Here is a 24,575-nt window from a genome sequence, read left to right as displayed (position 1 = left end):
TTTTTTAGTTAAAAGCAAGAGAGGGTTTTAAAAAATTTGACATAGATCACATAAAATTTATCTGCTATATTTTGCTCTGTTCTTTAGTTGTCAGAAAAGGGAAAGATTGTGTTATAATCCTCCTGCTTTTCCTATTTCTAGGAAAGAACAAATTTTGTTTAACTTTAATATAGGTAGAAAATCTATGGCAATTAAAATTGGTATTAACGGCTTTGGCCGTATCGGTCGTATCGTATTCCGTGCAGCACAAAAACGTGATGACATCGAAGTAGTTGGTATCAACGACTTAATTGATGTTGAGTATATGGCATATATGCTCAAATACGATTCAACTCACGGTCGTTTCGATGGCACTGTCGAAGTAAAAGACGGCAAATTAGTTGTAAACGGTAAAGAAATCCGTGTTACTTCTGAGCGTGACCCAGCTAACTTAAAATGGAATGAGATTGGTGTGGATATCGCAGTTGAAGCAACAGGTTTATTCTTAGACGATACAACTGCTCGTAAACACATCGAAGCTGGTGCGAAAAAAGTCGTTTTAACTGGTCCATCTAAAGATAGCACACCTATGTTCGTAAACGGTGTAAACTTCAACGCTTATGCTGGTCAAGACATCGTTTCTAACGCTTCTTGTACAACAAACTGCTTAGCACCACTTGCTCGTGTTATCCACGAAACATTTGGTATCAAAGAAGGTTTAATGACAACTGTTCACGCAACAACAGCAACACAAAAAACTGTTGATGGTCCATCAGCAAAAGACTGGCGCGGTGGTCGTGGTGCGGCACAAAACATCATTCCATCTTCAACAGGTGCAGCGAAAGCAGTAGGTAAAGTATTACCAGCATTAAACGGTAAATTAACAGGTATGGCGTTCCGTGTTCCAACAGCAAACGTATCTGCTGTTGATTTAACTGTAAACTTAGAAAAACCAGCAAGCTACGAAGAGATCAAAAAAGCGATCAAAGATGCAGCAGAAGGTAAAACATTCAACGGCGAATTAAAAGGCGTTTTAGGTTATACTGAAGATGCAGTAGTATCAACAGACTTCAACGGTGCAGTTGAAACTTCTGTATTTGATGCAGATGCAGGTATCGCATTAACAGATACATTCGTGAAACTTGTTTCTTGGTATGACAACGAAACTGGTTACTCAAACAAAGTATTAGACTTAGTTGCTCACGTTTACAACTACAAAGGCTAATTAAAATAGTAATATTGGAAATGGCAATATATAAATCTATATTGCCATTTTTTTATATAGAAATAAGCCTATATGAAGTAGTATATAATAAATTACCAATTCACTGCATTATTTATAGCCTCACGTTGTTCTGAATGAGATAGTCTTAGATATAAAGCAGTCATATTTACATTTGAATGCCCTAACAGATCGGCTAATAAAGCAATATTATTATTTTTCTTTAAAAATTGTATAGCAAAGAAATGCCTAAAATTATGAGGGTGGACAACATCTTTTCTGATACCACACTTTTCTGCGTATATTTTCAAATTATGAGCAATACCTCTAGCTGAAATAGGTGCTCCATATCTATTCAGGAATAATTCTTTTTTATGATTTTGAAAAAATTCACGAGATTCATTAATCAGGCTTTGAGGAATATTAATTCTTCTAAATTTTCCTTTAGAATGGCATTCAGCATATCCTTTTTCTAAATCTTGTATTGTGAATTTTACTAGTTCACTTATTCTAGCTCCAGTGCTTCCTAAGAACCTTACAATAAAGTAATAACGTAAATTATGTTCCTTTAAATAATCGCATAGAGTTTTGTATTCTGGAAATGACATGATTCCTTCTGTAAAATGATACTTAGGTAATGGAATATGCTTTAATTTATAATGATCCATTTGTTTTAATGATAAGTAATAATTTATTGCTGATATTCTTATATTTACTGTTTGTGGTGAATAATTTTCAATGAGATATTTTTTATATAAAATAAGATTTGTTTTATTTATTTCTTTATAGCCTATAAAAAACTTAGTAACTCCAGCAATATATGAACGGATAGTGTTTTGGGCTCTCTCTTGTTCAAATAAATAAGATTCAAAGATTCTAATTTCTTTTCTTTGTTTTCTAGTTAATAATTTAAATATGTTTTTCTCTATATTATTTTCATGATTGTACTTAGAAATAACATTATATTTAATATTAGTTGACATTTTTACCTCATTATTAATTTAAATGGTTTTATATTCTTATGATTGAAAATTTTTTGATAAAAAATTGATATTAAATATTATATCTTATATTTATTGATCCTCCTATTAAAAATAATTCTAAATTTATCACTGTTAAAAGTAAGTTCGTAATATATTTTATATGTTTTTTATCTTAAAAATAATCAACTTTTATATTGAAGTTGATTATTTAAAATGTTATAATTAACCTTCTTTCTATAGAAGGTTTTCACTTAATAATTGAATAGCTTATAGAAATAATTAGGTATGTTTACAACGCAATTAGGAAATTTTAATGAGTGAATTGGCTAAAGATATTATTCCTATCAGTATTGAAGAGGAACTAAAAAATTCCTATCTTGATTATGCAATGTCTGTGATTGTTGGGCGAGCGTTACCAGATGTGCGAGATGGTTTGAAGCCCGTTCATCGACGCGTACTTTTTTCTATGGATCAAAGCGGTAACGTATCATCTAAACCTTATGTGAAATCGGCACGTGTAGTCGGTGATGTGATCGGTAAATATCACCCTCACGGTGATTCTGCGGTGTATGATACGATTGTGCGTATGGCTCAGCCGTTCTCTCTTCGTTATATGTTGGTAGATGGTCAAGGGAACTTTGGTTCGATTGACGGGGATGCGCCTGCGGCAATGCGTTATACCGAAGTGCGTATGCAGAAGATTACGCAAGAATTGTTAACGGATTTGGATAAAGAAACAGTGGATTTCTCTCCAAACTATGATGGTAAAGAGATGATCCCTGATGTATTACCGACTAAAATTCCGGCATTGCTTGTTAATGGTTCTTCGGGAATCGCCGTGGGTATGGCAACCAATATTCCTCCTCATAACCTAAATGAAGTGTTAAACGGTTGCTTAGCTTATATTGAAAACGAACAAATTACGATTGAAGAGTTGATGCAACATATTCCCGGTCCTGATTTCCCAACGGCGGCGATTATTAATGGTCGTAAAGGGATTGAAGATGCTTATCGTACAGGTCGTGGCAAAGTGTATGTACGAGCCAAAGCCAGTGTTGAAACAACTTCAAAAGGCCGTGAGCAGATTGTCGTCACGGAATTGCCGTATCAAGTTAATAAAAAGAATTTAATCGAAAAAATTGCCGAATTGGTGCGTGATAAGCGTATTGAAGGTATTTCAAGTATTGAAGACTATTCTGATAAAAAAGGGATTTCGATTGTTATTGAAATCAAAAATAATGCTGTTGGTGAAGTGGTACTCAATAATTTGTACGCTCTCACACAAATGCAAGTGACTTTCGGTATCAATATGGTGGCACTCGATCATGGTCAGCCAAAAATTTTCAATCTCAAACAGATTATTGAAGCTTTCGTGATGCACCGTCGTGAAGTTGTAACACGCCGTACGGTCTTTGAATTGCGTAAAGCACGTGAACGTGCACATATTTTAGAAGGTCTAGCGATTGCATTAGCTAATATAGATCCTGTGATTGAGCTGATTCGAAATTCCAAAACTGCCGATGAAGCACGTGAAGGTTTATTGGATCGTCCGTGGTCGTTAGGTAATGTTGCACCAATGCTTGAAGCAGCGGGTGTAGATGCTTCTCGTCCAGAAGATTTAGCCTCTGAATTCGGCGTACGTGACGGGCAATATTATTTATCGGAAGACCAAGCTCGTGCAATTCTAGAGCTTCGCTTGCACCGCTTAACAGGCTTAGAACATGAAAAAATCGTAGACGAATACAAAGAATTATTGGTAGAAATCAGCGAGTTATTACACATTTTAAATAGCTCAGAGCGTTTAATGGAAGTCATCCGTGAAGAGCTTGAAAAAATCAAAGCCGAATTTGGCGATGAGCGTCGCACTGAAATTACTGCGGCTTCAGGCGATATTAATTTAGAAGATTTAATTGCTCAAGAAGATGTAGTTGTGACCTTATCGCACGCTGGTTATGTGAAATATCAGCCGTTATCGGATTACGAAGCGCAACGTCGTGGTGGTAAAGGTAAATCAGCAACGAAAATGAAAGAGGATGATTTCATTGAGAAATTATTGGTAGCTAATACTCATGATACCATTCTTTGCTTCTCAAGCTGTGGTCGTTTATATCAATTAAAAGTCTATCAATTACCACAGGCAAGCCGTGGTGCAAGAGGTACGCCAATCGTAAATATTCTTCCACTTGTAAAAGGGGAGAATGAGCGTATCACTGCAATTCTTCCCGTTCCAAATGGTGAATTTAGCGCTGATAAATTTATTTTTATGGCAACGGCGAGTGGTACGGTGAAAAAAGTTTCGCTCGATGCATTTAGTAATGTTAGATCAAGCGGTCTAATTGCATTAAAACTTCGCGAGGGTGATGAATTAATCGGGGTAGATATTACCAATGGCGAGAGTGAAATCATGTTGTTCTCGGCACAAGGTCGAGTGGTACGCTTTGCAGAAACTGCAGTGCGGGGAATGGGGCGTGTTGCAACAGGGGTTCGAGGTATTAAATTAGCAACAACCGAAATTTCAGTCGATGATGCTGAAGAAGTCGATATTGAAACTGTTGAAAACGAAGAAGCTGAAGAAGCCTCAAGTGTTAACTTAACCACCGATAAAGTGGTTTCCCTTGTAATTCCACATACTCAAGGTGAAATCTTAACCGTTACCCAAAACGGTTATGGTAAACGTACTGCCTTAGGTGAGTATCCGGTCAAATCTCGTGCAACAAAAGGGGTGGTTTCAATTAAAGTGAATGAACGTAACGGTAAAGTGGTTGCAGCAGTTCAGGTTGAAGAAAATGACCAAATTATGTTGATTACCGATGCCGGTACATTAGTACGTACTCGTGTAAACGAAGTCAGCCTTGTAGGACGTAATACCCAAGGTGTTCGTATTATTCGTACCGCAGAAGACGAACATGTTGTCAGCCTTGAACGAATCTGTGAAATTGAAGACGACGGTATAGAAAATTTATCTGTTGAAGAAGCATAATTTATTAAGGCTGTGATTCACAGCCTTAATATTTTGTAAGATAATGCCTTATTTTTATTGGGATTGTCCTAGGCATAGTAGACAAAAGTGTTGGTAAAAAGTGGGCTAAAGCCTTATAGTACAAGGCTTTAAGCTCACTTTTGAAGAATATGCTCACTTAAATATAGAAAAAACAACAAATAGGTTGGAAGGGTTATTTAAAGAACTGAAACAGAAATTATCGGTTCATAATGGATTAACGAAAAAGCATAAGATTATGTTTATAAAGGATTTTTTAAATAAAAAGAGTTGGTAATAATTAGGGAAAATAATTAAAACCAACACTTTTGTCTACTACGCCAAACAATGCCATTGTTAAAATAACAATGGCATTGAGCATGAAATTCTAATTTATAGGTGCTAGATTACCACACAAAACTTGCCCCTCCTCCAATCATAGTATCCCGCTGAGTATTACTGCTAACAGACGCTCGAATAAGCCATTTGCCATTATCAGAAGTTCTGGAATAACCTATAGCATAGGCAGATTGCCCGCGATATTGTGCACTAGAAACAGAAATAGCACTTTTACCTGGTAAATAAATTTGTGGCAAATTAGCCATCGCCCCAGCAGAAGCAATCCCCGCTCTTGCATTAACATCAACACGACCAATATCTCTTGATAATTGATTAAATCCTGTATTCACAGAAGAAACCACTTTGTTTAGTTGACGCACATTCACTGCATCTCCCTCTTCTCTACCATCGCTTATATTGGTAATTCTTGATCCATTCATATTTACAACTGGATTTCCTTTCTCATCTTTACCTAAAGATACCTTAGTATCGCCATTACTAATTGAAGTAATGTCGCTTAAATCTCCAGACACGCTCATATTGTAAATATTCTGACCATTTGCACCCGCTGTTCCCTGCGGTCCTTGTGGTCCTGCTGGACCCACTGGACCAGCTTCGCCTCTATCGCCCTTAGGACCTGCTACCCCTGGAAGCCCTTGTTCGCCTCTAGGACCTGTATCTCCTTTTTCTCCTTTAGGACCCGCTTGTCCTGGATCGCCTTTATCCCCCTTAGGTCCCTGAGTACCTGCTATTCCTTGCGATCCTTGTGGTCCCGTTGGACCCGCAGGTCCTTGAATACCTTGCTTGCCTTCAGGACCCTGTTCACCCCTAGGACCCGCAGGACCAGTTTCTCCTTGCTCACCCTTAGCCCCTGCTGGACCCGCAGGGCCTCGTGGTCCCGCTGGACCCACTGGCCCCGCTTGTCCTGGATCGCCTTTATCCCCCTTAGGTCCCTGAGTACCCGCTATTCCTTGCGATCCTTGTGGTCCCGTTGGACCCGCAGGTCCTTGAATACCTTGCTTACCTTCAGGACCCGGTTCACCCCTAGGCCCCACTGGACCCGCAGGGCCTTGTGATCCCGTTGGACCCGCAGGACCCGTATCACCTTTGTCACCCTTAGCCCCTGCTGGACCCGCAGGGCCTATTGCACCTTGTGGTCCTACTGGACCCACTGGACCAGCTTCGCCTCTAGGACCTGCATCACCTTTAGGACCCACAGGGCCTCGTGGTCCTGCTGGACCCGCTTGTCCTGGTTCGCCTTTATCCCCCTTCTGTCCCGGAGTACCCGGTATTCCTTGCGGTCCTCGTGGTCCCATTGGACCCGTAGGTCCAGTTGCACCTGCAGAGCCAGTTTCTCCTCGCTCACCCTGCGGTCCTCGTGGTCCTGCTGGACCAGCAGGACCAGCTTCGCCTCGCTCACCCCTAGGACCTGCTACCCCTGGAAGCCCTTGTTCGCCTCTAGGCCCTGCTGGACCTGCAGGGCCAGTTGCACCTGCTGGACCTGCTGGACCTTGAGCACCTGCTGGACCCACTGGACCCGCAGGGCCTGTTTCACCTCTAGGACCTGCATCTCCTTTAGGACCCTCAGGGCCAGTTTCTCCTCGGTCACCCTGCGGTCCTCGTGGTCCTGCTGGACCCGCTGGGCCTGTTTCTCCTCGGTCACCCTTAGCCCCTGCTGGCCCCGTTTGACCCGTATCACCTTTCTCACCCCTAGGACCTGTTTCGCCTCTAGGACCTACTGGACCCGCAGGACCTGCTGGACCCGCTGGGCCAGTTTCACCTTTCTCTCCCCTAGCACCTGGAGCTCCATCATTTCCTTTTGGACCAGCAGGCCCCATTGGACCCACAGGGCCTCGTGGTCCTGCTGGACCCGTTTGTCCTGGTTCGCCTCGCTCACCCCTAGCCCCTGCTGGACCCGCTGGGCCTGTTTCTCCTCGGTCACCCTTAGGTCCCCTAGCACCCGCTGTTCCCTGCGGTCCTTGTGGTCCTGCTGGACCTTGAGCACCTGCTGGACCCACTGGACCCGCAGGGCCTGTTTCACCTCTAGGACCTGTATCTCCTTTTTCACCTTTTTTGATGATGCTATCCGTATTATCTGTATAGGTAATTTTTAGATCGCCATTATCTAAGGTTTTAGTCTCTTTAATTAACTTACCAATCGTAGAAATCGTAATATTTCCGTTATTTTGTTCTAATTTAATATTATTTCCAGCGGTAAAGGTTACGGTATCGTTCATTCTGATAAGATGTGCCCCAGGTGGAGTTGCTTGACCCCCCGTTCCTGGAGCAATTGCAAGTTTCCAACCAGCATTTGAAAATTGCATGTAGTTCACCGCATCGTTATTTTGTGTACCTGCTTGTAAATTGGTGATCTTAACTGGGGAAGTGCTGTCTGCACCTGTTACTTTTAGATTACCGCCAGTGCTGGTAATCTTAGGTCCATTATCGCCATATTGAACGCTGCTGAATGTTGGTGCATCTTTCATCAACACATGGAATTCTAGATTTTTACGATAAATTTCAATGTTATCGCCTTTGTATCGAACACCACCACCGTTTTGGTATGTTGCGTTACTTGTAATGGTAACGGTCTTATCTTCGTTAGCCTTCCATTTTTGACCCGAAGTATCATTTGTTGTACCTGTACCTGTACCTGTTTTTTCGCCTTTGAATATCAAACTTCCTGCTCGAGCATTATGGAGTTGAGTTTTGATTGCATCATCTAGGGATACTGTAATGGTTGAGCCAGACGCTTTGGTCTTGATTTCGCCATTTGTGCCTAGCACTTTAAGCGTACCATCCCAAATACCCACTGTCTCATTATTAGAATTGCCTGTATCGCCTGCAATTTTCATCGTCAAAGATTTAAGTTGTGCCACGTTTACTGCATCAGTTAATTGTGTACCTGCGGCCACATTGACGATTTGACGTTTGATGAGTTTATTACCTGCTAAACCGACAGAAACCGCACCAATATTATTACCATCAACCTTTTGTGTGGATTTAAAGCCGTTAGCGTCAGTGCTTGCTCCCGTTGTGACAGAATGAGCTTGTTTTAACCCCACTACACCGCCAGCTATATTTGCATTAGATCCATAACCTAATGCCACACCGCCGCCCACGGTGACAACGGTATTATTACCAAGTGCGGTTGATCTGTCTGGTGTTGTCTTTGCCTCTTCACCCACAGCAACAGAGCTCCTACCACCGGCAGAGGCTTTATAACCCATCGCAATACCATAATTTCCAGTCGCAGAGGCATTTACCCCCGCTGTTATTGCATAGGTTCCTGTAGCTCCAGCTTTGTCAGTAATTGTGCCGAAATTAGTCGTAGGATCTCCCTGACCTTGAGACTGATCGTCATAGTTAGTATGAAAATACGTTTTTGAGCCAGTAACGGTAATTCTTGTATTGCCATTTCCCTGCTCAACTGCCGTACTAATACCATCAGCCCCTACAATTGAGAGCGTTTCGTTATAAAATGTTGTGTGACCCTGCGTATTTTTATCGCCACTGATCTTTAAAGTCAGTGCTTTTAATTGCGCCACGTTTGCTGCGTCAGTATCTTCTTTACCTGCAGCAACACTGGTAATTTGACGAGTGACGGTGGTGCCATCACCTACTGCTACCGCTGCATACGTAGCAGATAATGTACTTCCGTTAATAGAATAATTTGTACTATCTGGTGTCCAACCTGCTTGCTCTGAATCACGACTAGCCTTGGATTGATAACCTAGAGCAACGCCATATTTCGTATCTGCTATCGCATTATTCCCCAATGCTGTTGCACGCTCTGCGGTTGCTTTTGCGTTTTCACCGAATGCGGAAGCTCCTACTTGACTTGCAGTAGCACTTTTACCAAAAGCAACGGCGTAGCTTCCAGCATTTGCATTACCACCAACCGCAATACCGTAATCAGCGGTAGACTTACTACTCGCACCGATAGCAATGCCTTCAACATTACTTGCATATGCTATAGGACCTACAACAATAGATCCTTCGCCCACAGCCACAGACATACCCCCAATAGTAATAGAGGCTTTACCACTCGCAGTTGTTGTTCTGGAATAGTTACTATTTTGATATTTCGTTGTATTTAAATCATCTCCACCGATTGATATGGAGCCATACCCCGTCGCTTTGGTATCTGCCCCGATAGCAATAGATTGTCCCCCACTTGCAATAGCAAGGTTACCTATTGCAATTGCTTGTTCACCTGTCGCATTGGCGCCTTCGCCTGAGACAACAGTTCTCCCTTCCGCTTCTGAACTACTCCCGATGGCAATTAATACTAGACTTAAAAGACTTAATTTAAATTTATCTTGCTGTTTATCTAAAAAATAATGTGAGGTGCATACTTGAGCTCTTTTATCCGTGTAAGCGGATGTTTTGGTATGAGACTTTACTAACTCAGACACAACCACCCAAGCCTGTTGAGCATGACTCCAAATAACTCTAAATATTTTATTCATAATAATCTTCTCTACCGCTTTTCCTAATAAAACATCGTAAACCTTTATTTACATTTTCAGGGTGCACAAATGTCCCCGCACGCTATTGTAAAAAAAAACAATGATTGACACAAAACTAAAGATAAAATAACAAGAATTTTTCAACTTTTATTGTCAATTGTCCAAAAAGTTAGAAATAATAGGCGGAAATCTTTTGGAAACTTGGTTGCTTATTGTCGCTAGTTGGCATAGTAGACAAAAGTGTTGGTAAAAAGTGGGCTAAAGCCTTATAGTACAAGGCGTTAAGCTCACTTTTGAAGAATATACTTATTTAAATATAGAAAAAACAACAAATCGGTTGGAAGGGTTATTTAAAGAACTGAAGCAGAAATTATCGGTTCATAATGGATTAACGAAAAAGCATAAGATTATGTTTATAAAGGATTTTTTAAATAAAAAGAGTTGGTAATAATTAGGAAAAATAATTAAAACCAACTCTTTTGTCTACTTATATTGCATTGGTATATCCTCTTCCATTTTAGAACGCTATCAATTATACAACATCATTATGTAGATGAAATGCTAAAAATCAAACGAAAATCTGAGAATAAAGTGAAAGATATTTCCGTATTAAATGCTCAAATATCCTTAAAAATCACCTACTTAATGAGATTAATTATCACTACATAGCATTCTGAAAATTATTTTTTGAGATAGATCACAAAACTATTTTTTTTGTGTTACAAAATTGTAAAAATTCATTATAAAATATCCAAATTAATGGCAAAATGCTTCCATATTAGGTTTATATACTTTACTTTCCCAAGGAGGAAATCGTGCAAACTGTCAATGTAGATGTTGCAATTGTGGGTGCAGGTGGCGGTGGTTTAAGAGCCGCAATCGCAGCAGCAGAAGCTAACCCGAATTTGAAAATTGCATTAATTTCAAAAGTTTATCCTATGCGTAGCCATACGGTTGCTGCAGAAGGTGGGGCGGCGGCAGTCGCTAAAGAGGAAGACTCTTACGATAAACACTTCCACGATACTGTGGCAGGTGGCGACTGGCTTTGTGAACAAGATGTTGTTGAATATTTCGTAGAACACTCGCCAGTTGAAATGACGCAATTAGAGCGTTGGGGCTGTCCGTGGAGCCGTAAAGCTGATGGTGATGTGAACGTTCGTCGTTTCGGTGGTATGAAAATTGAACGTACTTGGTTCGCAGCCGATAAAACAGGTTTCCACTTATTGCATACCCTATTCCAAACCTCAATCAAATATCCGCAAATTATCCGTTTTGATGAGCATTTTGTCGTGGATATTCTCGTTGATGATGGTCAAGTGCGTGGCTGTGTTGCAATGAATATGATGGAAGGAACTTTCGTTCAGATCAATGCAAATGCGGTAGTTATCGCAACAGGTGGTGGTTGCCGTGCTTATCGTTTCAACACCAACGGCGGTATCGTAACGGGTGACGGTTTATCAATGGCGTATCGCCACGGCGTGCCACTTCGTGATATGGAATTTGTACAATATCACCCAACAGGCTTACCAAACACAGGTATCTTAATGACCGAAGGTTGTCGTGGTGAAGGCGGTATCTTAGTCAATAAAGATGGCTACCGTTACTTACAAGATTATGGTCTAGGCCCAGAAACTCCAGTTGGCAAACCAGAAAATAAATATATGGAATTAGGCCCTCGTGATAAAGTTTCCCAAGCATTCTGGCAAGAGTGGCGTAAAGGTAACACCTTAAAAACTGCCAAAGGTGTTGATGTGGTTCACCTTGACCTACGTCACTTAGGTGAAAAATATTTACACGAACGTCTGCCATTTATCTGTGAATTAGCACAAGCCTACGAAGGCGTAGATCCAGCGAAAGCACCAATTCCAGTTCGTCCAGTTGTTCACTATACAATGGGTGGTATTGAAGTTGATCAGCACGCAGAAACCTGTATCAAAGGCTTATTTGCAGTGGGCGAATGTGCATCTTCTGGTTTACACGGTGCAAACCGCTTAGGTTCTAACTCATTAGCAGAACTTGTGGTATTCGGTAAAGTTGCAGGTGAAATGGCTGCAAAACGTGCTGTTGAAGCGACCGCTCGTAATCAAGCCGTAATTGACGCTCAAGCAAAAGATGTCTTAGAACGTGTTTATGCCTTAGCCCGTCAAGAGGGTGAAGAGTCTTGGTCACAAATCCGTAACGAAATGGGCGACTCAATGGAAGAAGGCTGTGGTATCTACCGTACTCAAGAAAGTATGGAAAAAACCGTAGCGAAAATTGCAGAGTTAAAAGAGCGTTACAAACGTATCAAAGTGAAAGACAGCTCAAGTGTATTTAATACAGACTTGCTCTACAAAATTGAACTTGGTTATATCCTTGACGTAGCACAATCTATCTCATCTTCTGCGGTAGAACGTAAAGAGTCTCGTGGTGCACACCAACGTTTAGACTACGTTGAACGTGATGATGTGAACTACTTAAAACACACCCTTGCATTCTACAATGCAGACGGCGCACCAACAATCAAATACAGCGACGTGAAAATTACCACATCACAACCGGCTAAACGTGTTTATGGTGCAGAAGCAGAAGCTCAAGAAAAAGCAGCGAAAAAGGAGTAACAGAAGATGACTAACCAAAGTAAAATGACGGTAGAAGTACTTCGTTATAACCCTGAACAAGATAACGAACCGTACTTATCAAAATATGAAGTACCTTACGATAGCCAAACTTCGTTACTTGATGCACTTGGCTACATCAAAGATGAATTAGAGCCAGAGCTTTCATACCGTTGGTCTTGCCGTATGGCGATCTGTGGCTCTTGCGGTATGATGGTAAACGGCAAACCAAAGCTTGCATGTAAAACATTCTTACGCGATTACAGGGGTTATATGCGAATTGAACCGCTTGCAAACTTCCCGATTGAACGTGACTTAGTTGTTGATTTAAGCCACTTCATCGAAAGTTTAGAAAGCATCAAGCCATACATTATTGACAACAAAGCGCCTGAACTTGATGGCAAACCACACCCATCAGCAGAGCTTGCGAAAAGCCGTACCAAACAAACCCCAGCACAACTTGAGAAATACCGTACCTTCTCAATGTGTATTAACTGCGGTTTATGCTATGCCGCTTGCCCACAATTTGGCTTAAACCCTGAATTTGTTGGTCCAGCAGCATTAACCTTAGCTCACCGTTACAACCTAGATAACCGTGATAATGGTAAAGCGGAACGTATGAAAATTATCAACGGCAAAAACGGTGTATGGAGCTGTACATTCGTCGGCTACTGCTCTGAAGTTTGTCCGAAGCATGTTGGTCCAGCCTCTGCGGTAAACCAAGGTAAGATCGAAAGTGCTAAAGATTATGTCTTTGCAATGTTAAAACCGCAAAAGTAAGGAGAGAGTAAAATGACAACAACAGCAAGTAAACGCAAAAAATATGTGCGTGAAGTGAAACCAACTTGGTGGAAAGCGTTAGATTTTTACAAATTCTACGTTTTGCGTGAAAGTACCTCTGTTCCTACCATTTGGTTCTGTTTAGTGCTTTTCTACGGCTTAGCATGCTTAGGAAAAGAGAACGGATTTGTAGAGAATTTCATTCCATTCTTACAAAATCCATTAGTGGTAGTTTTAAATATTATTACCCTTGGTGCAGTATTATTAAATAGCTTTACCTTCTTTGGTATGGCACCTCAAATGATGAACGTTATCGTGAAAAATGAACGTATTGACGTTAAACTCGTTTCTCGCGTATTTTGGGGTATTACTGCTTTCGTAAGCCTTTTAGCTTTAATCTTGGTATAGGGAGAGCATAAAAATGGATAAACTTAATCCTCCACGTTCAAATGAACCTGCAGTATGGCTACTTTTCGGTGCTGGCGGTGCTATTAGTGCAATCTTCTTCCCTGTACTTGTATTAATCTTAGGTTTCTTACTGCCATTCGGACTGATTACACCAGATAATATTATTGCATTTGCACACACTTGGATCGGTAAATTAGCAATTCTTGCATTACTGATTTTCCCAATGTGGTGTGGTATGCACCGTGTTCACTTAGGTTTACACGACTTTAAAATTCACGTTCCTGCAGGCGGTTGGATTTTCTATGGTTTATCTGCACTTTATAGTGTATTAGTGATTTTTGCGGTGATTAATTTATAAGTTAAAGTCTTGTTGAGCAGCTATTCCCTGTAAGAAATAGCTATTTATAGTAGACATTTTTCTTGTCTTCTTTGAGATAAGCTCATATAATTAGGACATCTACAGTATAAATGTAGATGTCTTTCTATGAGGAAACTTTGGGCTTCTCGCAGTAGTCTTTAATTTACTTGGTCAGGTTCGGAAGAAAGCAGCCAGAATTAGAATAGCTAAGTGCCGAGTCTATGCTTAAAGTTTCCTCTCCCTTAACTAGTCTTTTGGGAGAAGAAAACATACGCACTGCTTTATAAGATTAGTTCCTCTGTTAATGTCGGCTTTCCGTTAATCATGCAGAGCTCTTTTGTACTCATTAACCCACATTGCTGTAGCACCACACACGGCGACAGGCATTACCACTAAGTTAATAAATGGCAACATCGTAAAAATACTCACCAAAGCCCCAAAAGTAAAATTCATTGTACGATATTGTGCTAATGCATTTCGCATACGTTGAAATTGAATTTTATGATTATCAAAAGGGTAGTCACAATATTGAATTGCAATTAACCAAGCCCCGAAAATAAATGTCAAAATAGGGATAATAGTCTGCCCTAAAACAGGTATAAAACCTAATAAAAATAAGGCAACCAAACGTGGAATGCTATACCACATCTTTTGCCACTCACGTTTGAGCATACGAGGTACATCTTTTAGCATTTCGTTAAAACTCATTTCCGTGAGATTTTCACCAGTGAGTTGTTGCTCAACTTTTTCTGCGAGTAACGCATTAAATGGGGCAGCAATAAAATTCGCTAAAGTGGTGAAAGCAAAGTAGAAAGCGACTAAAACCATTAAAAAAGCTAATGGAATAAGGATAAAACTCAACCATTCTAACCATGAAGGCAAGAGCGAATCTAACATTCCCCCTACATTGGCAAAAAAGAGCCAAATTAGGCTAATCATCAACACTGCATTGATAATTACAGGAAAAATAATAAATGGCATTAACTGACGCTGTAACATTAATCGCCAACCATAGATGAAATAGTGAAAACCAGCACCAATTTGTGTTTCTGGGGTAGAAAATAGCGAAGACATAATTAACCTTTCTATTCAAATTTTTAAAAGAAATATGGTAAGCTATGCATACATTTTCACAAAGTGTTAAATTTCAATTTTGATGATTTTATGAGCTAAAGAGGACAAAATGGAAACTCATATTCTTTTCTTTATTTTAGCAGGATTATTAATCGCTGTTTTAATTGGATACAGTATTTGGTCTGCACGCAGAGAAAAATCTCGTATTTTTTCAAATACCTTTTCCACTCGTCCGCCTTCATCTCCAATTAACAATGAAATTACAGCAGATATTCCAACAACGCTAAATCCTCAAGGTGTCGTAGCTCAGCAACCATTCAATACTGAAACACCTGCTGATTTTATTCAATCTCAGCAAGAAGTTGAGAATAGTGTCAAAAATATTCGTATTAGTTTACAAACTCAAGAAATATCTCAACCTTTATATCAAGAGTCTATGCCAGAATCTCAATCTGAAGCATATCAACAAAATCAGATACAAGAACAGACTGTCCAAGTAGAGCAAGTTGAAACAATAGAACAAACTACGGAGCATAATATAATCACTTTGTATGTTGTTGCACCAGAAGGCGTTCAATTTCAAGGTAATGCCATTGTACAAAATTTAGAAATGTTAGGTTTTCATTTTGGTGAATACCAGATCTTCCACCGCCATTTAGATAATCCTGCAAGTCCTGTATTGTTCAGCGTGGCGAATATGATGCAACCAGGAGTCTTTGATTTAGCAAGAATGGAACAGTTTTCTACAGTGGGATTAGTATTCTTTATGCACTTACCTTCAGTAGGTAATGATCTAGCTAATTTAAAATTAATGATTCGTACCGTAGAGAGCTTTGCTCAATCTGTTGGCGGTTTTGTCTTAGATGAACAACATCAAATTTTTAACGAGGAATCTCGCCAAAATTATCTACTACGAGTAGCCAATTAATTTGCAGTACATTGTTTAAATATGACCGCTTGTAAGCGGTCTTTTTTATCGAGAAATTTACAGATGCCACACTCTATTGAAACCCAACTTGAACATTTGCGTGAAAAATTGCGTGAATATGAATACCACTACCACGTTTTAGATAATCCGCTTGTGCCCGATGCAGAATATGATCGCTTGATGAACGAGTTAAAAAATCTGGAATGGCAACACCCCGAATTGATTACGTCCGATTCACCGACGCAACGAGTCGGTGCTAAGCCGTTAGATGGATTTGCTCAAATTACCCACGAAACCCCAATGCTTTCTCTGGATAACGCCTTTTCAGATGATGACCTCACAGGCTTTTTGCGTCGTATTGAAGATCGTATTGCAATCAACAGTAATCAAATTGAATTTTGTTGTGAGCCGAAACTTGATGGCTTAGCGGTGAGTATTCTGTATGTTGACGGAGTGCTAACCCAAGCGGCAACTCGTGGCGACGGAACAACAGGGGAAGATATTACCGCCAATATCCGCACGATCCGTAATATTCCGTTAAAACTAAAAAGTAGTAATCCGCCACATCGTTTAGAAGTGCGTGGTGAAGTTTTTATGCCACAGCAGGGCTTTGAACAATTAAATGAAAAAGCACTGGCAAAAGGTGAGAAGACCTTTGCTAACCCGCGTAATGCAGCGGCAGGTTCACTTCGTCAGCTCGATCCGAAAATCACTAGACAACGTCCGTTAATGTTGAATGCCTATAACATTGGGGTTTATGAAAGTGATGATGAACTCCCTACGACACATTTTGACCGCTTGCAGTGGTTAAAAACCCTGGGGATTCCTGTCAATGCTGAAATTACCTTAGCAACAGGTTCTCAAGCCTTGACTGCGTTTTATCAAAAAATCCAAGCCAAACGTAGTTCGCTGGGTTACGACATTGATGGCACGGTGTTGAAAGTCAATAAGATTGTGCTGCAAGAACAGCTTGGCTTTATCTCAAAAGCACCTCGTTGGGCAATTGCTTACAAATTCCCTGCACAAGAAGAGATGACGATTCTGAACGATGTTGAATTTCAGGTCGGAAGAACAGGGGCAATTACTCCAGTGGCAAAATTAGAACCTGTCTTTGTGGCTGGGGTAACGGTGAGCAATGCCACCTTACATAACGGTGATGAGATTGAGCGTTTAGGGATCGCAATTGGTGATACCGTGATTATTCGCCGAGCAGGTGATGTTATTCCGCAAATTGTGGGCGTTGTGGCTGAACGTCGTCTTGACAATGCAAAAAAAATTGCTTTTCCGACCGCTTGTCCTGTGTGTAACTCAGCTGTGGTGCGTGTCGAGGGCGAAGCGGTTGCTCGTTGTACTGGGGGATTATTCTGCGGAGCCCAACGTAAAGAGGCGTTAAAGCATTTCGTTTCACGCAAAGCAATGGATATTGATGGCGTGGGTGAAAAACTGATTGAACAACTGATGGAACGTGAGCTGATCCGTACCCCAGCAGATCTATTTAAACTCGATCACACCACCTTGATGCGTTTAGAGCGAATGGGGGAGAAATCTGCCAATAACGCACTACAAAGTATCGAAAAGGCAAAAAATACCACCCTTGCCCGCTTCTTATTTGCTTTGGGTATTCGAGATGTCGGCGAATCTACCGCACAAAATCTCGCAAATCACTTTGGTACGCTTGATGCGATTCGCCAAGCGGATTTAGACACGCTAAAACAGGTACAAGATGTAGGGGAAGTTGTGGCAAACCGTCTATTCCAATTCTGGCAAGAACCACATAATATTGAAGTCGTGGAAGATCTGATTGCTCAAGGGGTGAAGTGGCAAGATGTGGTGCCACAAGAGATTGCAGACAATCCATTAAAAGATAAAACAGTGGTACTAACAGGGACATTAACACAGCTCACCCGTGATCAAGCAAAAGCCTTATTACAGCAATTGGGTTGTAAAGTATCTGGCAGTGTATCAAGTAAAACGGATTATTTGATTGCAGGGGAAAAGGCTGGTTCAAAATTGGCAAAAGCACAGGAATTGGGAGTGAAAATTTTGAGTGAGGACGAGTTAATTGGATATTTTACGACTATAGTATCGTAATATGTGAAGCAAGAGTTTGATTTTAACTTTAGGGCTAATCTAATACAGCCCCTAAAGTTAATCACAAGCAATACTTTCTATATGATATAAATGCTCTCTAATAAGCCCTAAAAACGCCTCTCCAAACCTCTCCAGTTTTCTCTCACCTACCCCATTAATGGAAAGCATTTCATCTGCCGTCGTTGGCATAAATTCTGCCATTTCTTGTAGGGTAGCGTCATTGAAAACCACATAAGGAGGGATATTTTCCTTATCGGCAATCTGTTTGCGTAAAAAGCGTAAACGGGCAAAAAGATCTTTATCATACCGCTTGCTAGCTTGCTGTTTCTGCACATAAGTTGTCGCCGAAAAACTTAAACGTGGGGAAGCCAGTGCCAAGGCTGTTTCACCGCGTAAAATGGGGCGAGCTTGTTCTGTGAGTTGTAGGGCAGAATGATTAACAATGTTTTGGCGAATAAAGCCAAGATGAATGAGCTGGCGAGTTACGCTAATCCAATATTCTTGCGATTTATCCTTGCCAATCCCATAGACAGATAGAGTGTCGTGTTGATATTCACGGATTTTTTGCTGATTTAAGCCCCGAAGAACTGCAATAATATGATGTAAGCCGAAGCGTTGTCCTGTGCGGTAAATAACGGACATCACTTTTTGGGCATCAACTAAGCCATCATACTTTTTCGGTGGATCAAGGCAAATGTCACAATTTTGACAAGCAACTTGGCGTGTTTCACCAAAATAGTTGAGTAACACAAGGCGACGGCAAGTTTGTGATTCGGCAAAAGCCCCAATGGCTTGCAATTTATGTTGCTCAATTTGACGTTGTTCACTTTCTGGTTTTTCTAGTAATACCTTGTGTAGCCAACCATAATCCGAAGGATCGTAAAATAACACCGCTTCCGCAGGAAGATCATCTCTCCCTGCTCGTCCTGTTTCTTGATAATAGGCTTCAATGCTTCTTGGCAGATCAAAATGCACAACAAAACGCACATTGGATTTGTTGATCCCCATTCCAAAGGCAACAGTAGCAACGACAATTTGAATATTATCTCGTTGAAACGCATTTTGAACGGTTTCCCGTTGTTGCACCGTCATTCCTGCGTGATAGCCCATTACAGAAAAACGACGAGCGGAAAGTTTTTCCGTGAGTTCTTCAACTTTCTTACGGCTATTGCAATAAACAATCCCACTTTTCCCTTGCTGACTGCTGATAAATTTGATTAATTGATCCACGGGTTTAAATTTTTCTTGCACCGTATAGCGAATGTTAGGACGATCAAAACTTCCTAAATAAGTATGGGGATCTTCTAACTTAAGATGATGAATAATATCAAAGCGAGTTGTTGGATCGGCAGTCGCAGTCAGTGCAACAAACGGTATATTTGGGAAAGTTTTTCGCAAACCGCCTAACAAAGTGTATTCAGGGCGAAAATCGTGTCCCCATTGAGATACGCAATGTGCTTCATCAACTGCAATCAGACTAATTTTGCACAATGAGATAAATTGAAAAAAATTTGATGTCATTACCTTTTCGGGTGAAAGGTAAAGTAGCTTGAGTTGTCCCGAAATCGCTTTTTGTTCAACCGCTTGTTGCTCTTCAATGGTTTGGGTGGAATTGATATAGCCTGCTTCAACACCATTGGTGAGCAGTTGATCTACCTGATCCTTCATTAGCGAAATTAAAGGTGAGATCACGAGAGTTATGCCTTCAAAACAGAGGGCTGGCACTTGATAACAAAGGGATTTTCCGCCCCCTGTCGTCATAATCACCAAGCAATCTTTGCCCGACAAGATCGCTTCAATCACTTCTGATTGACCTTGTCGGAAAGATTGGTAGCCGAAAACGTTATGTAAAACCGTTTCAGCTTTGGCAAGCGGTATAACTGACATTAGCTAAAAGAGATCTTTTCGCCGTGACGAGCGACTGCCTCTTCTAAATGTGTCCAAAATGAACGCCCTTCCGCACTGACCCAATCGCCATCACGATAGGCAAAGTGATAACCTCCTAATTTACTTGCCAGCCAAAGTTCAAGCATAGCTTCTTGCTTGTTAATGACAATTTGTGAATCATCATCAAAAGTAATAGTAAAAACAGCCCCTTGTGTTTCACAATCGACATCGCAACCTTGTTCTTCAAGTTGTTCTTCAATATGTTCCCACACTTGTTCAATCGCTTGATGAAATTCTGCTAAATTCATAAATAATCTCTTCGTAAAGCCAAAATTTGAAAGGCGTTATTTTGGATTTTTCTGAACATTTTTTCAATCGAAATCTGAAGGATTACATCCAAGCGTTGCTACGAATAACGCCGACAGCAATGCCTTCGATTTCAATATAAGATTGACGAGGATCGATGATAATCGGCTCTAATTCATCATTTTCTGGGTGTAAATAGATTAAGTCACCTTTTTTCTCTAAGCGTTTGACGGTCACTTCATCATCAACACGAGCGACAACCACTTGCCCATTACGAACAGATTTGGTTTTATGCACTGCGAGTAAATCACCATCTAAGATGCCAATTTTCTCCATTGAGTTCCCATTCACCTTAAGAAGGTAATCAGCGGCTGGTGAAAACATTGCTCCATTCACAGGATAATGTTTTTCAATATGTTCAATCGCCTCAATCGGCGTACCTGCTGCAACTTTACCAATTAAAGGCAAACCCTCTTCATCATTTGCGGCTTCATCTTCCACTAAAATACGGATCCCACGCGAAGTTCCTGAAAGCATTTCAATATAGCCTTTACGAGCAAGAGCTTTAAGATGTTCTTCTGCGGCATTTGGCGATTTAAACCCTATTTCGCGTGCAATTTCTACACGAGTTGGCGGCATCCCCGTACTTTCAATATGATTTTTTACAAATTCAAAGATTTCTTGCTGACGAGCCGTTAGGTGCTGACGTTTCATAAGTTCCTCACTGTCTTTATATACAGAAATTTATGATATTATATACAGTAAAATTTCATTTGCAACGAAATAATTTTAGATTTATGTAAGAAATTCAAACACAGTAAACTAAGTTTTACCCATACTCCAAACTGACTTTTCACATATAAAGACTATATTCCCTAAATATCTAAAAATATTTTGTCAGAAATCTCTGTTATCTTCGTCTAATCAATAAAACCACAAAACAAAAGGGACATTATGATTAAAAATGTATTGGTAGGATTTGGTTTACTAGGCTTACGTTTATTTGTTGCTTATGAATTTTTTGAAGCAGGGTTAGAAAAATGGTATGGGCAAAATTGGTTTGCTGATATTCAAGAGCAGTTTCCGTTTCCATTTTATTTACTACCTTCTGAAATAAACTGGGCATTTGCTATGGGAGCAGAATTGTTATTCCCACTGTTATTAGTAGTAGGGCTATTTACTCGCTTTAGTGCTTTAGGTTTATCTGTACTCACTATCGTAGCTTGGTATGCAGTACATTCTGGTATGGGGTATAACGTCTGCCAAAATGGTTACAAGATGGCACTGGTTTACCTAGTAATTTTAGCGCCTTTGATGTTTCAAGGTGCAGGTATGGTTTCTGTGGATTTTTGGCTACAGAAAAGGTTTTCAGCTAAACTAACTTGGTTGAAATTTTGTTAATCATTATAAAGGTGATCTCAATGAAAAAAACAACATTAATGGCACTTGCAGGTGCATTATCAATGGCAGTTTCAGCTCAAGCTCAAACTGATAAGACAGCAGAAACTTGTGTGGAAATGCAAGGTGAAAAGTGTGTCAAAACTAAAGCGACTGAAGGGAAATGTGGGGAAGGTAAGTGCGGTGCTGAAGCGACTAAAATGCCAGCTACAAAAACAGCAGAAGGCAAATGTGGCGAAGGTAAATGCGGAAGTAAATGATGGGAAAATAATGGTGGGGTTAACCTACCATTTCACTATTTTTGAATAAAATTGAATTATAAGGAATGATGATGTTAGTGGGTTCAGGCTTGGGCTATCGCCGTGATCTTGCCAATGGTTTTTTACAATTACCTACACAAAGTGCGGTTCAATTCATTGAAATTGCTCCTGAAAATTGGGTCAAGATGGGTGGTTCAGCTCGCTATCAATTTGACCAGGTTGCGGAACGTTTTCCTGTTGCGGTACATGGTTTATCTCTTTCTTTAGGGGGGCAAGCACCTCTTGATAAGGAGTTATTAAAGTCAATTAAAATATTGATGAAGCAATATGGATCAACATTTTTTTCAGAACATTTGAGCTATTGCGAATGTGAAGGGCATTTATATGATTTATTACCTATGCCTTTTACTGATGAAGCTGTATTGCATACGGCACAACGTATTCGTGAAGTCCAAGATTATTTAGGTTTAAAAATTGCACTTGAAAATACCTCATATTATTTACATTCACCCACTAGCACCATGAATGAAGTCGAGTTTCTAAATGCGATTGCTCAAGAAGCAGATTGTGACATTCATCTTGATGTAAACAATATTCATGTAAATGGGGTCAATCATGGTTTGTTAGACCCTTATCAATTTATCGATCAAGTGGATCATAAAAGGGTAAGTTATATCCATATTGCAGGACACAATGAAGAACAAGAGGTGTTACCCGAAGTAAATACAGGTGAGGAAGTCTTTAATAAAGTTCAAGGTGAATTTCGTCATTTACCGCAATTGTTAATTGACACTCACGGAGAGAAGGTTAAAGGTTCTGTATGGGATTTGCTTGCTTACACTTATCAACGTTTACCCCATATTCCGCCAACATTATTAGAACGTGATTTTAATTTTCCACCGTTTATGGAACTTTATGCTGAGGTGGAACATATCGCTCGGTTACAACGACAATACGCTAAGTAGAGGAAAAAATGGCCGATAAACAGACTGCTCTTGCACAAACACAACGAGCTTTTGCCAATGCAATAAGAACAAAAGATTGCGCTTTGCTTCAGGGTGTAGAGCCTCATCGTTTACATATTTATGCGCAGTTAGTTCGTAACAGTACTTTAGGATTTATTCAGCGTTGTTTTACTGAAACACCAAAGCACTGTGATCCTGAGCAATGGCAACAGCTTCAAGAAGATTTTATCCAAACGGGACAAGCTCATTCACCATATTTCCAAGAAATTGCACTTGAATTTTTGCATTTTTGTCAGCAACAACAGAGAGTAAGTGCTGATATTTTAGCATTAATGGATTTTGAATATTCTCAGCTACTTGCCGAAGTGGCGTTTGCGGAGATCCCTACACATTTTTCTTGGGATGCCGACACACTAATGCAACTTTCACCTGTTACTTACCTCAAACATTATGATGTAAGTTTTTTGAAAAATCAGTTTGAGCAAATAATTTCCCAACCAAGTTATCTTATCATTTGGCGAAATCGTAAATTTGATGTTTACTACCAAGAAATAAGTGAGTTGGATTTTTATTTATTATCCTGTTTACAAGAGCAACCCTTAAGTTTAAATCAATTAATGGAAGAGCTAACTCAATTGTTATCCGTAGAACAAATCTCCATACCTTTAATTCAGAATATTTGGCAAAAGTGGATTAACGCACAGGTGATTTTTCCTTCTCAAATTAAGCAACAAGCCGAGTAAAAAATGCAAACTGACTATTTAACATGCATTCCCTCTGAGCAACTAGGAAAAATTCGCAAGCAAATGTTGCAATTTGCCCGCTTGCAACTTAATGATCAATCTCTCGCTGAAGACATGGTTCAAGAGGCATTAAGCAGTGCCTACCAATATGCCGATAAATTTCTAGGAGAAGCCTCTCTCAAAACTTGGATTTTTGCTATTTTGAAAAACAAAATCATAGATAATCTAAGACAGCGACAGAAATGGGTGACTGAAAGCGACTTAGAGTACGATAATATTCATCTTGCAGAGCAGATTTTTAAGCAAGGGAAATGGGACGATAATGCCTTTCAACCAAGTGAATGGCAGGGAGTAGAACAAAGTCTTTATCGCAAAGAGTTTTGGATAATTTTTGAGTATTGCATTAATCAGTTGCCTGCGATACAAGCTCGTGTATTTATGATGCGACATCATTTAGAGTTAGATAGCCAGATGATTTGCCAAGAGTGTGATATTTCTACCAGCAATTTACATACCTTGTTATATAGAGCTAGGCTACAACTACAAGTCTGTTTATCACAAAAATGGTTTGGAGAATAAAATGCTTAATTGTCAACAAATTAGTGAATTAATCTCTTTACAACAAGAGCAATCTCTTCGTAAAAGCCAGTATATTCAACTAAAAATCCATTTGATGCTTTGTCCTTATTGCCGAGCCTTTAAACGTAATACGGATAAGTTAAACCTATTTTTAAAAGGCTTTTGTCAAGGTTACGAAGGTGATGGATTAAAAGTAGAAAAATCAACGAGAGAGTAATCTGTTAGTATG

The 24,575-nt window shown here is 40.0% G+C and carries 20 protein-coding genes and 1 other RNA gene; 15 read left to right on the top strand and 6 right to left on the bottom strand.

The window, feature by feature from the left end; genetic code table 11:
• The first annotated feature begins 184 nt into the window (after positions 1-184).
• On the top strand, positions 185-1,204 hold the full coding sequence (gene gap, locus B0183_RS02650; RefSeq protein WP_078208287.1) for a type I glyceraldehyde-3-phosphate dehydrogenase: 1,020 nt from the start codon (positions 185-187) through the stop codon (positions 1,202-1,204).
• Between the two features lie 92 nt (positions 1,205-1,296).
• Here gap and B0183_RS02645 read toward each other — a convergent pair whose 3' ends face one another.
• Positions 1,297-2,184: a tyrosine-type recombinase/integrase gene (locus B0183_RS02645; protein ID WP_021112079.1), complete on the bottom strand. Its 888-nt coding sequence runs from the start codon at positions 2,182-2,184 to the stop codon at positions 1,297-1,299.
• 313 nt (positions 2,185-2,497) lie between these two features.
• Between B0183_RS02645 and gyrA the strand changes: the two genes are divergently transcribed.
• Complete coding sequence (gyrA, locus tag B0183_RS02640; protein WP_005714123.1) at positions 2,498-5,164, top strand: DNA topoisomerase (ATP-hydrolyzing) subunit A; 2,667 nt, start codon at positions 2,498-2,500, stop codon at positions 5,162-5,164.
• Positions 5,165-5,568: 404 nt separating this feature from the next.
• Here gyrA and B0183_RS12990 read toward each other — a convergent pair whose 3' ends face one another.
• Positions 5,569-9,972, bottom strand: a complete 4,404-nt coding sequence (locus B0183_RS12990) for an ESPR-type extended signal peptide-containing protein (protein ID WP_078208286.1) — start codon at positions 9,970-9,972, stop codon at positions 5,569-5,571.
• An 815-nt stretch (positions 9,973-10,787) separates the two neighbouring features.
• Between B0183_RS12990 and frdA the strand changes: the two genes are divergently transcribed.
• From frdA to ffs, 5 genes are all read left to right on the top strand, one after another.
• Positions 10,788-12,572, top strand: a complete 1,785-nt coding sequence (gene frdA / locus B0183_RS02620) for a fumarate reductase (quinol) flavoprotein subunit (protein ID WP_005712726.1) — start codon at positions 10,788-10,790, stop codon at positions 12,570-12,572.
• A gap of 6 nt (positions 12,573-12,578) precedes the next feature.
• On the top strand, positions 12,579-13,349 hold the full coding sequence (locus tag B0183_RS02615) for a succinate dehydrogenase/fumarate reductase iron-sulfur subunit (protein WP_021112083.1): 771 nt from the start codon (positions 12,579-12,581) through the stop codon (positions 13,347-13,349).
• A 12-nt stretch (positions 13,350-13,361) separates the two neighbouring features.
• Positions 13,362-13,757, top strand: a complete 396-nt coding sequence (frdC, locus tag B0183_RS02610; RefSeq protein WP_016528237.1) for a fumarate reductase subunit FrdC — start codon at positions 13,362-13,364, stop codon at positions 13,755-13,757.
• A gap of 13 nt (positions 13,758-13,770) precedes the next feature.
• Complete coding sequence (gene frdD, locus B0183_RS02605; protein ID WP_021112084.1) at positions 13,771-14,115, top strand: fumarate reductase subunit FrdD; 345 nt, start codon at positions 13,771-13,773, stop codon at positions 14,113-14,115.
• Positions 14,116-14,250: 135 nt separating this feature from the next.
• An RNA gene (ffs, locus tag B0183_RS02600) (signal recognition particle sRNA small type) lies at positions 14,251-14,349 on the top strand.
• A gap of 84 nt (positions 14,350-14,433) precedes the next feature.
• On the opposite strand, the gene cysZ is transcribed toward ffs, so the two are convergent.
• A complete protein-coding gene (gene cysZ, locus B0183_RS02595) occupies positions 14,434-15,189 on the bottom strand; it encodes a sulfate transporter CysZ (RefSeq protein ID WP_078208285.1) in 756 nt (251 codons plus the stop codon).
• 109 nt (positions 15,190-15,298) lie between these two features.
• On the opposite strand from cysZ, the gene zipA reads away from it, so the two are divergent.
• Both zipA and ligA read left to right on the top strand, forming a co-directional pair.
• Positions 15,299-16,117, top strand: coding sequence for a cell division protein ZipA (gene zipA, locus B0183_RS02590; protein ID WP_016528235.1), 819 nt, complete (start codon positions 15,299-15,301; stop codon positions 16,115-16,117).
• Positions 16,118-16,180: 63 nt separating this feature from the next.
• The gene (ligA, locus tag B0183_RS02585) at positions 16,181-18,208 is read left to right on the top strand and encodes an NAD-dependent DNA ligase LigA (protein WP_010785935.1); all 2,028 of its coding nucleotides are present in this window, start codon (positions 16,181-16,183) and stop codon (positions 18,206-18,208) included.
• A 57-nt stretch (positions 18,209-18,265) separates the two neighbouring features.
• On the opposite strand, the gene recQ is transcribed toward ligA, so the two are convergent.
• The 3 genes from recQ to lexA all read right to left on the bottom strand — a co-directional run bounded on the left by recQ (position 18,266) and on the right by lexA (position 21,115).
• Positions 18,266-20,095 carry an ATP-dependent DNA helicase RecQ gene (gene recQ / locus B0183_RS02580; protein WP_078208284.1) on the bottom strand — a complete coding sequence of 610 codons (1,830 nt, stop codon included), beginning with the start codon at positions 20,093-20,095 and terminating at the stop codon, positions 18,266-18,268.
• Positions 20,095-20,403, bottom strand: a complete 309-nt coding sequence (gene cyaY, locus B0183_RS02575) for an iron donor protein CyaY (protein ID WP_010785933.1) — start codon at positions 20,401-20,403, stop codon at positions 20,095-20,097. Before cyaY ends, recQ begins: the two co-directional genes overlap by 1 nt.
• 82 nt (positions 20,404-20,485) lie before the next feature.
• A complete protein-coding gene (gene lexA / locus B0183_RS02570; RefSeq protein WP_005712712.1) occupies positions 20,486-21,115 on the bottom strand; it encodes a transcriptional repressor LexA in 630 nt (209 codons plus the stop codon).
• Between the two features lie 240 nt (positions 21,116-21,355).
• Here lexA and B0183_RS02565 point away from each other — a divergent pair, with 240 nt between their 5' ends.
• The 6 genes from B0183_RS02565 to B0183_RS02540 all read left to right on the top strand — a co-directional run bounded on the left by B0183_RS02565 (position 21,356) and on the right by B0183_RS02540 (position 24,563).
• Positions 21,356-21,802, top strand: coding sequence for an HvfX family Cu-binding RiPP maturation protein (locus B0183_RS02565; protein ID WP_005712710.1), 447 nt, complete (start codon positions 21,356-21,358; stop codon positions 21,800-21,802).
• A gap of 20 nt (positions 21,803-21,822) precedes the next feature.
• On the top strand, positions 21,823-22,059 hold the full coding sequence (locus tag B0183_RS02560) for an HvfA family oxazolone/thioamide-modified RiPP metallophore (RefSeq protein WP_005712708.1): 237 nt from the start codon (positions 21,823-21,825) through the stop codon (positions 22,057-22,059).
• A 68-nt stretch (positions 22,060-22,127) separates the two neighbouring features.
• Positions 22,128-23,024 carry an HvfB family MNIO-type RiPP peptide maturase gene (locus B0183_RS02555; RefSeq protein ID WP_174221461.1) on the top strand — a complete coding sequence of 299 codons (897 nt, stop codon included), beginning with the start codon at positions 22,128-22,130 and terminating at the stop codon, positions 23,022-23,024.
• Positions 23,025-23,032: 8 nt separating this feature from the next.
• Complete coding sequence (locus B0183_RS02550; protein WP_078208283.1) at positions 23,033-23,767, top strand: HvfC family RiPP maturation protein; 735 nt, start codon at positions 23,033-23,035, stop codon at positions 23,765-23,767.
• A 3-nt stretch (positions 23,768-23,770) separates the two neighbouring features.
• Entirely contained in the window at positions 23,771-24,346 is a 576-nt protein-coding gene (locus B0183_RS02545) for a sigma-70 family RNA polymerase sigma factor (protein ID WP_005712702.1), read from the top strand.
• A gap of 1 nt (position 24,347) precedes the next feature.
• Positions 24,348-24,563, top strand: coding sequence for an anti-sigma factor family protein (locus B0183_RS02540; protein WP_005712699.1), 216 nt, complete (start codon positions 24,348-24,350; stop codon positions 24,561-24,563).
• Positions 24,564-24,575: the final 12 nt, after the last annotated feature.

The organism is Glaesserella parasuis (assembly GCF_002015085.1).
Lineage (GTDB): Bacteria > Pseudomonadota > Gammaproteobacteria > Enterobacterales > Pasteurellaceae > Glaesserella > Glaesserella parasuis.
The sequence above is the reverse complement of the archived record's forward strand: the minus strand, read 5'-3'. Positions and strand labels throughout refer to the sequence as shown.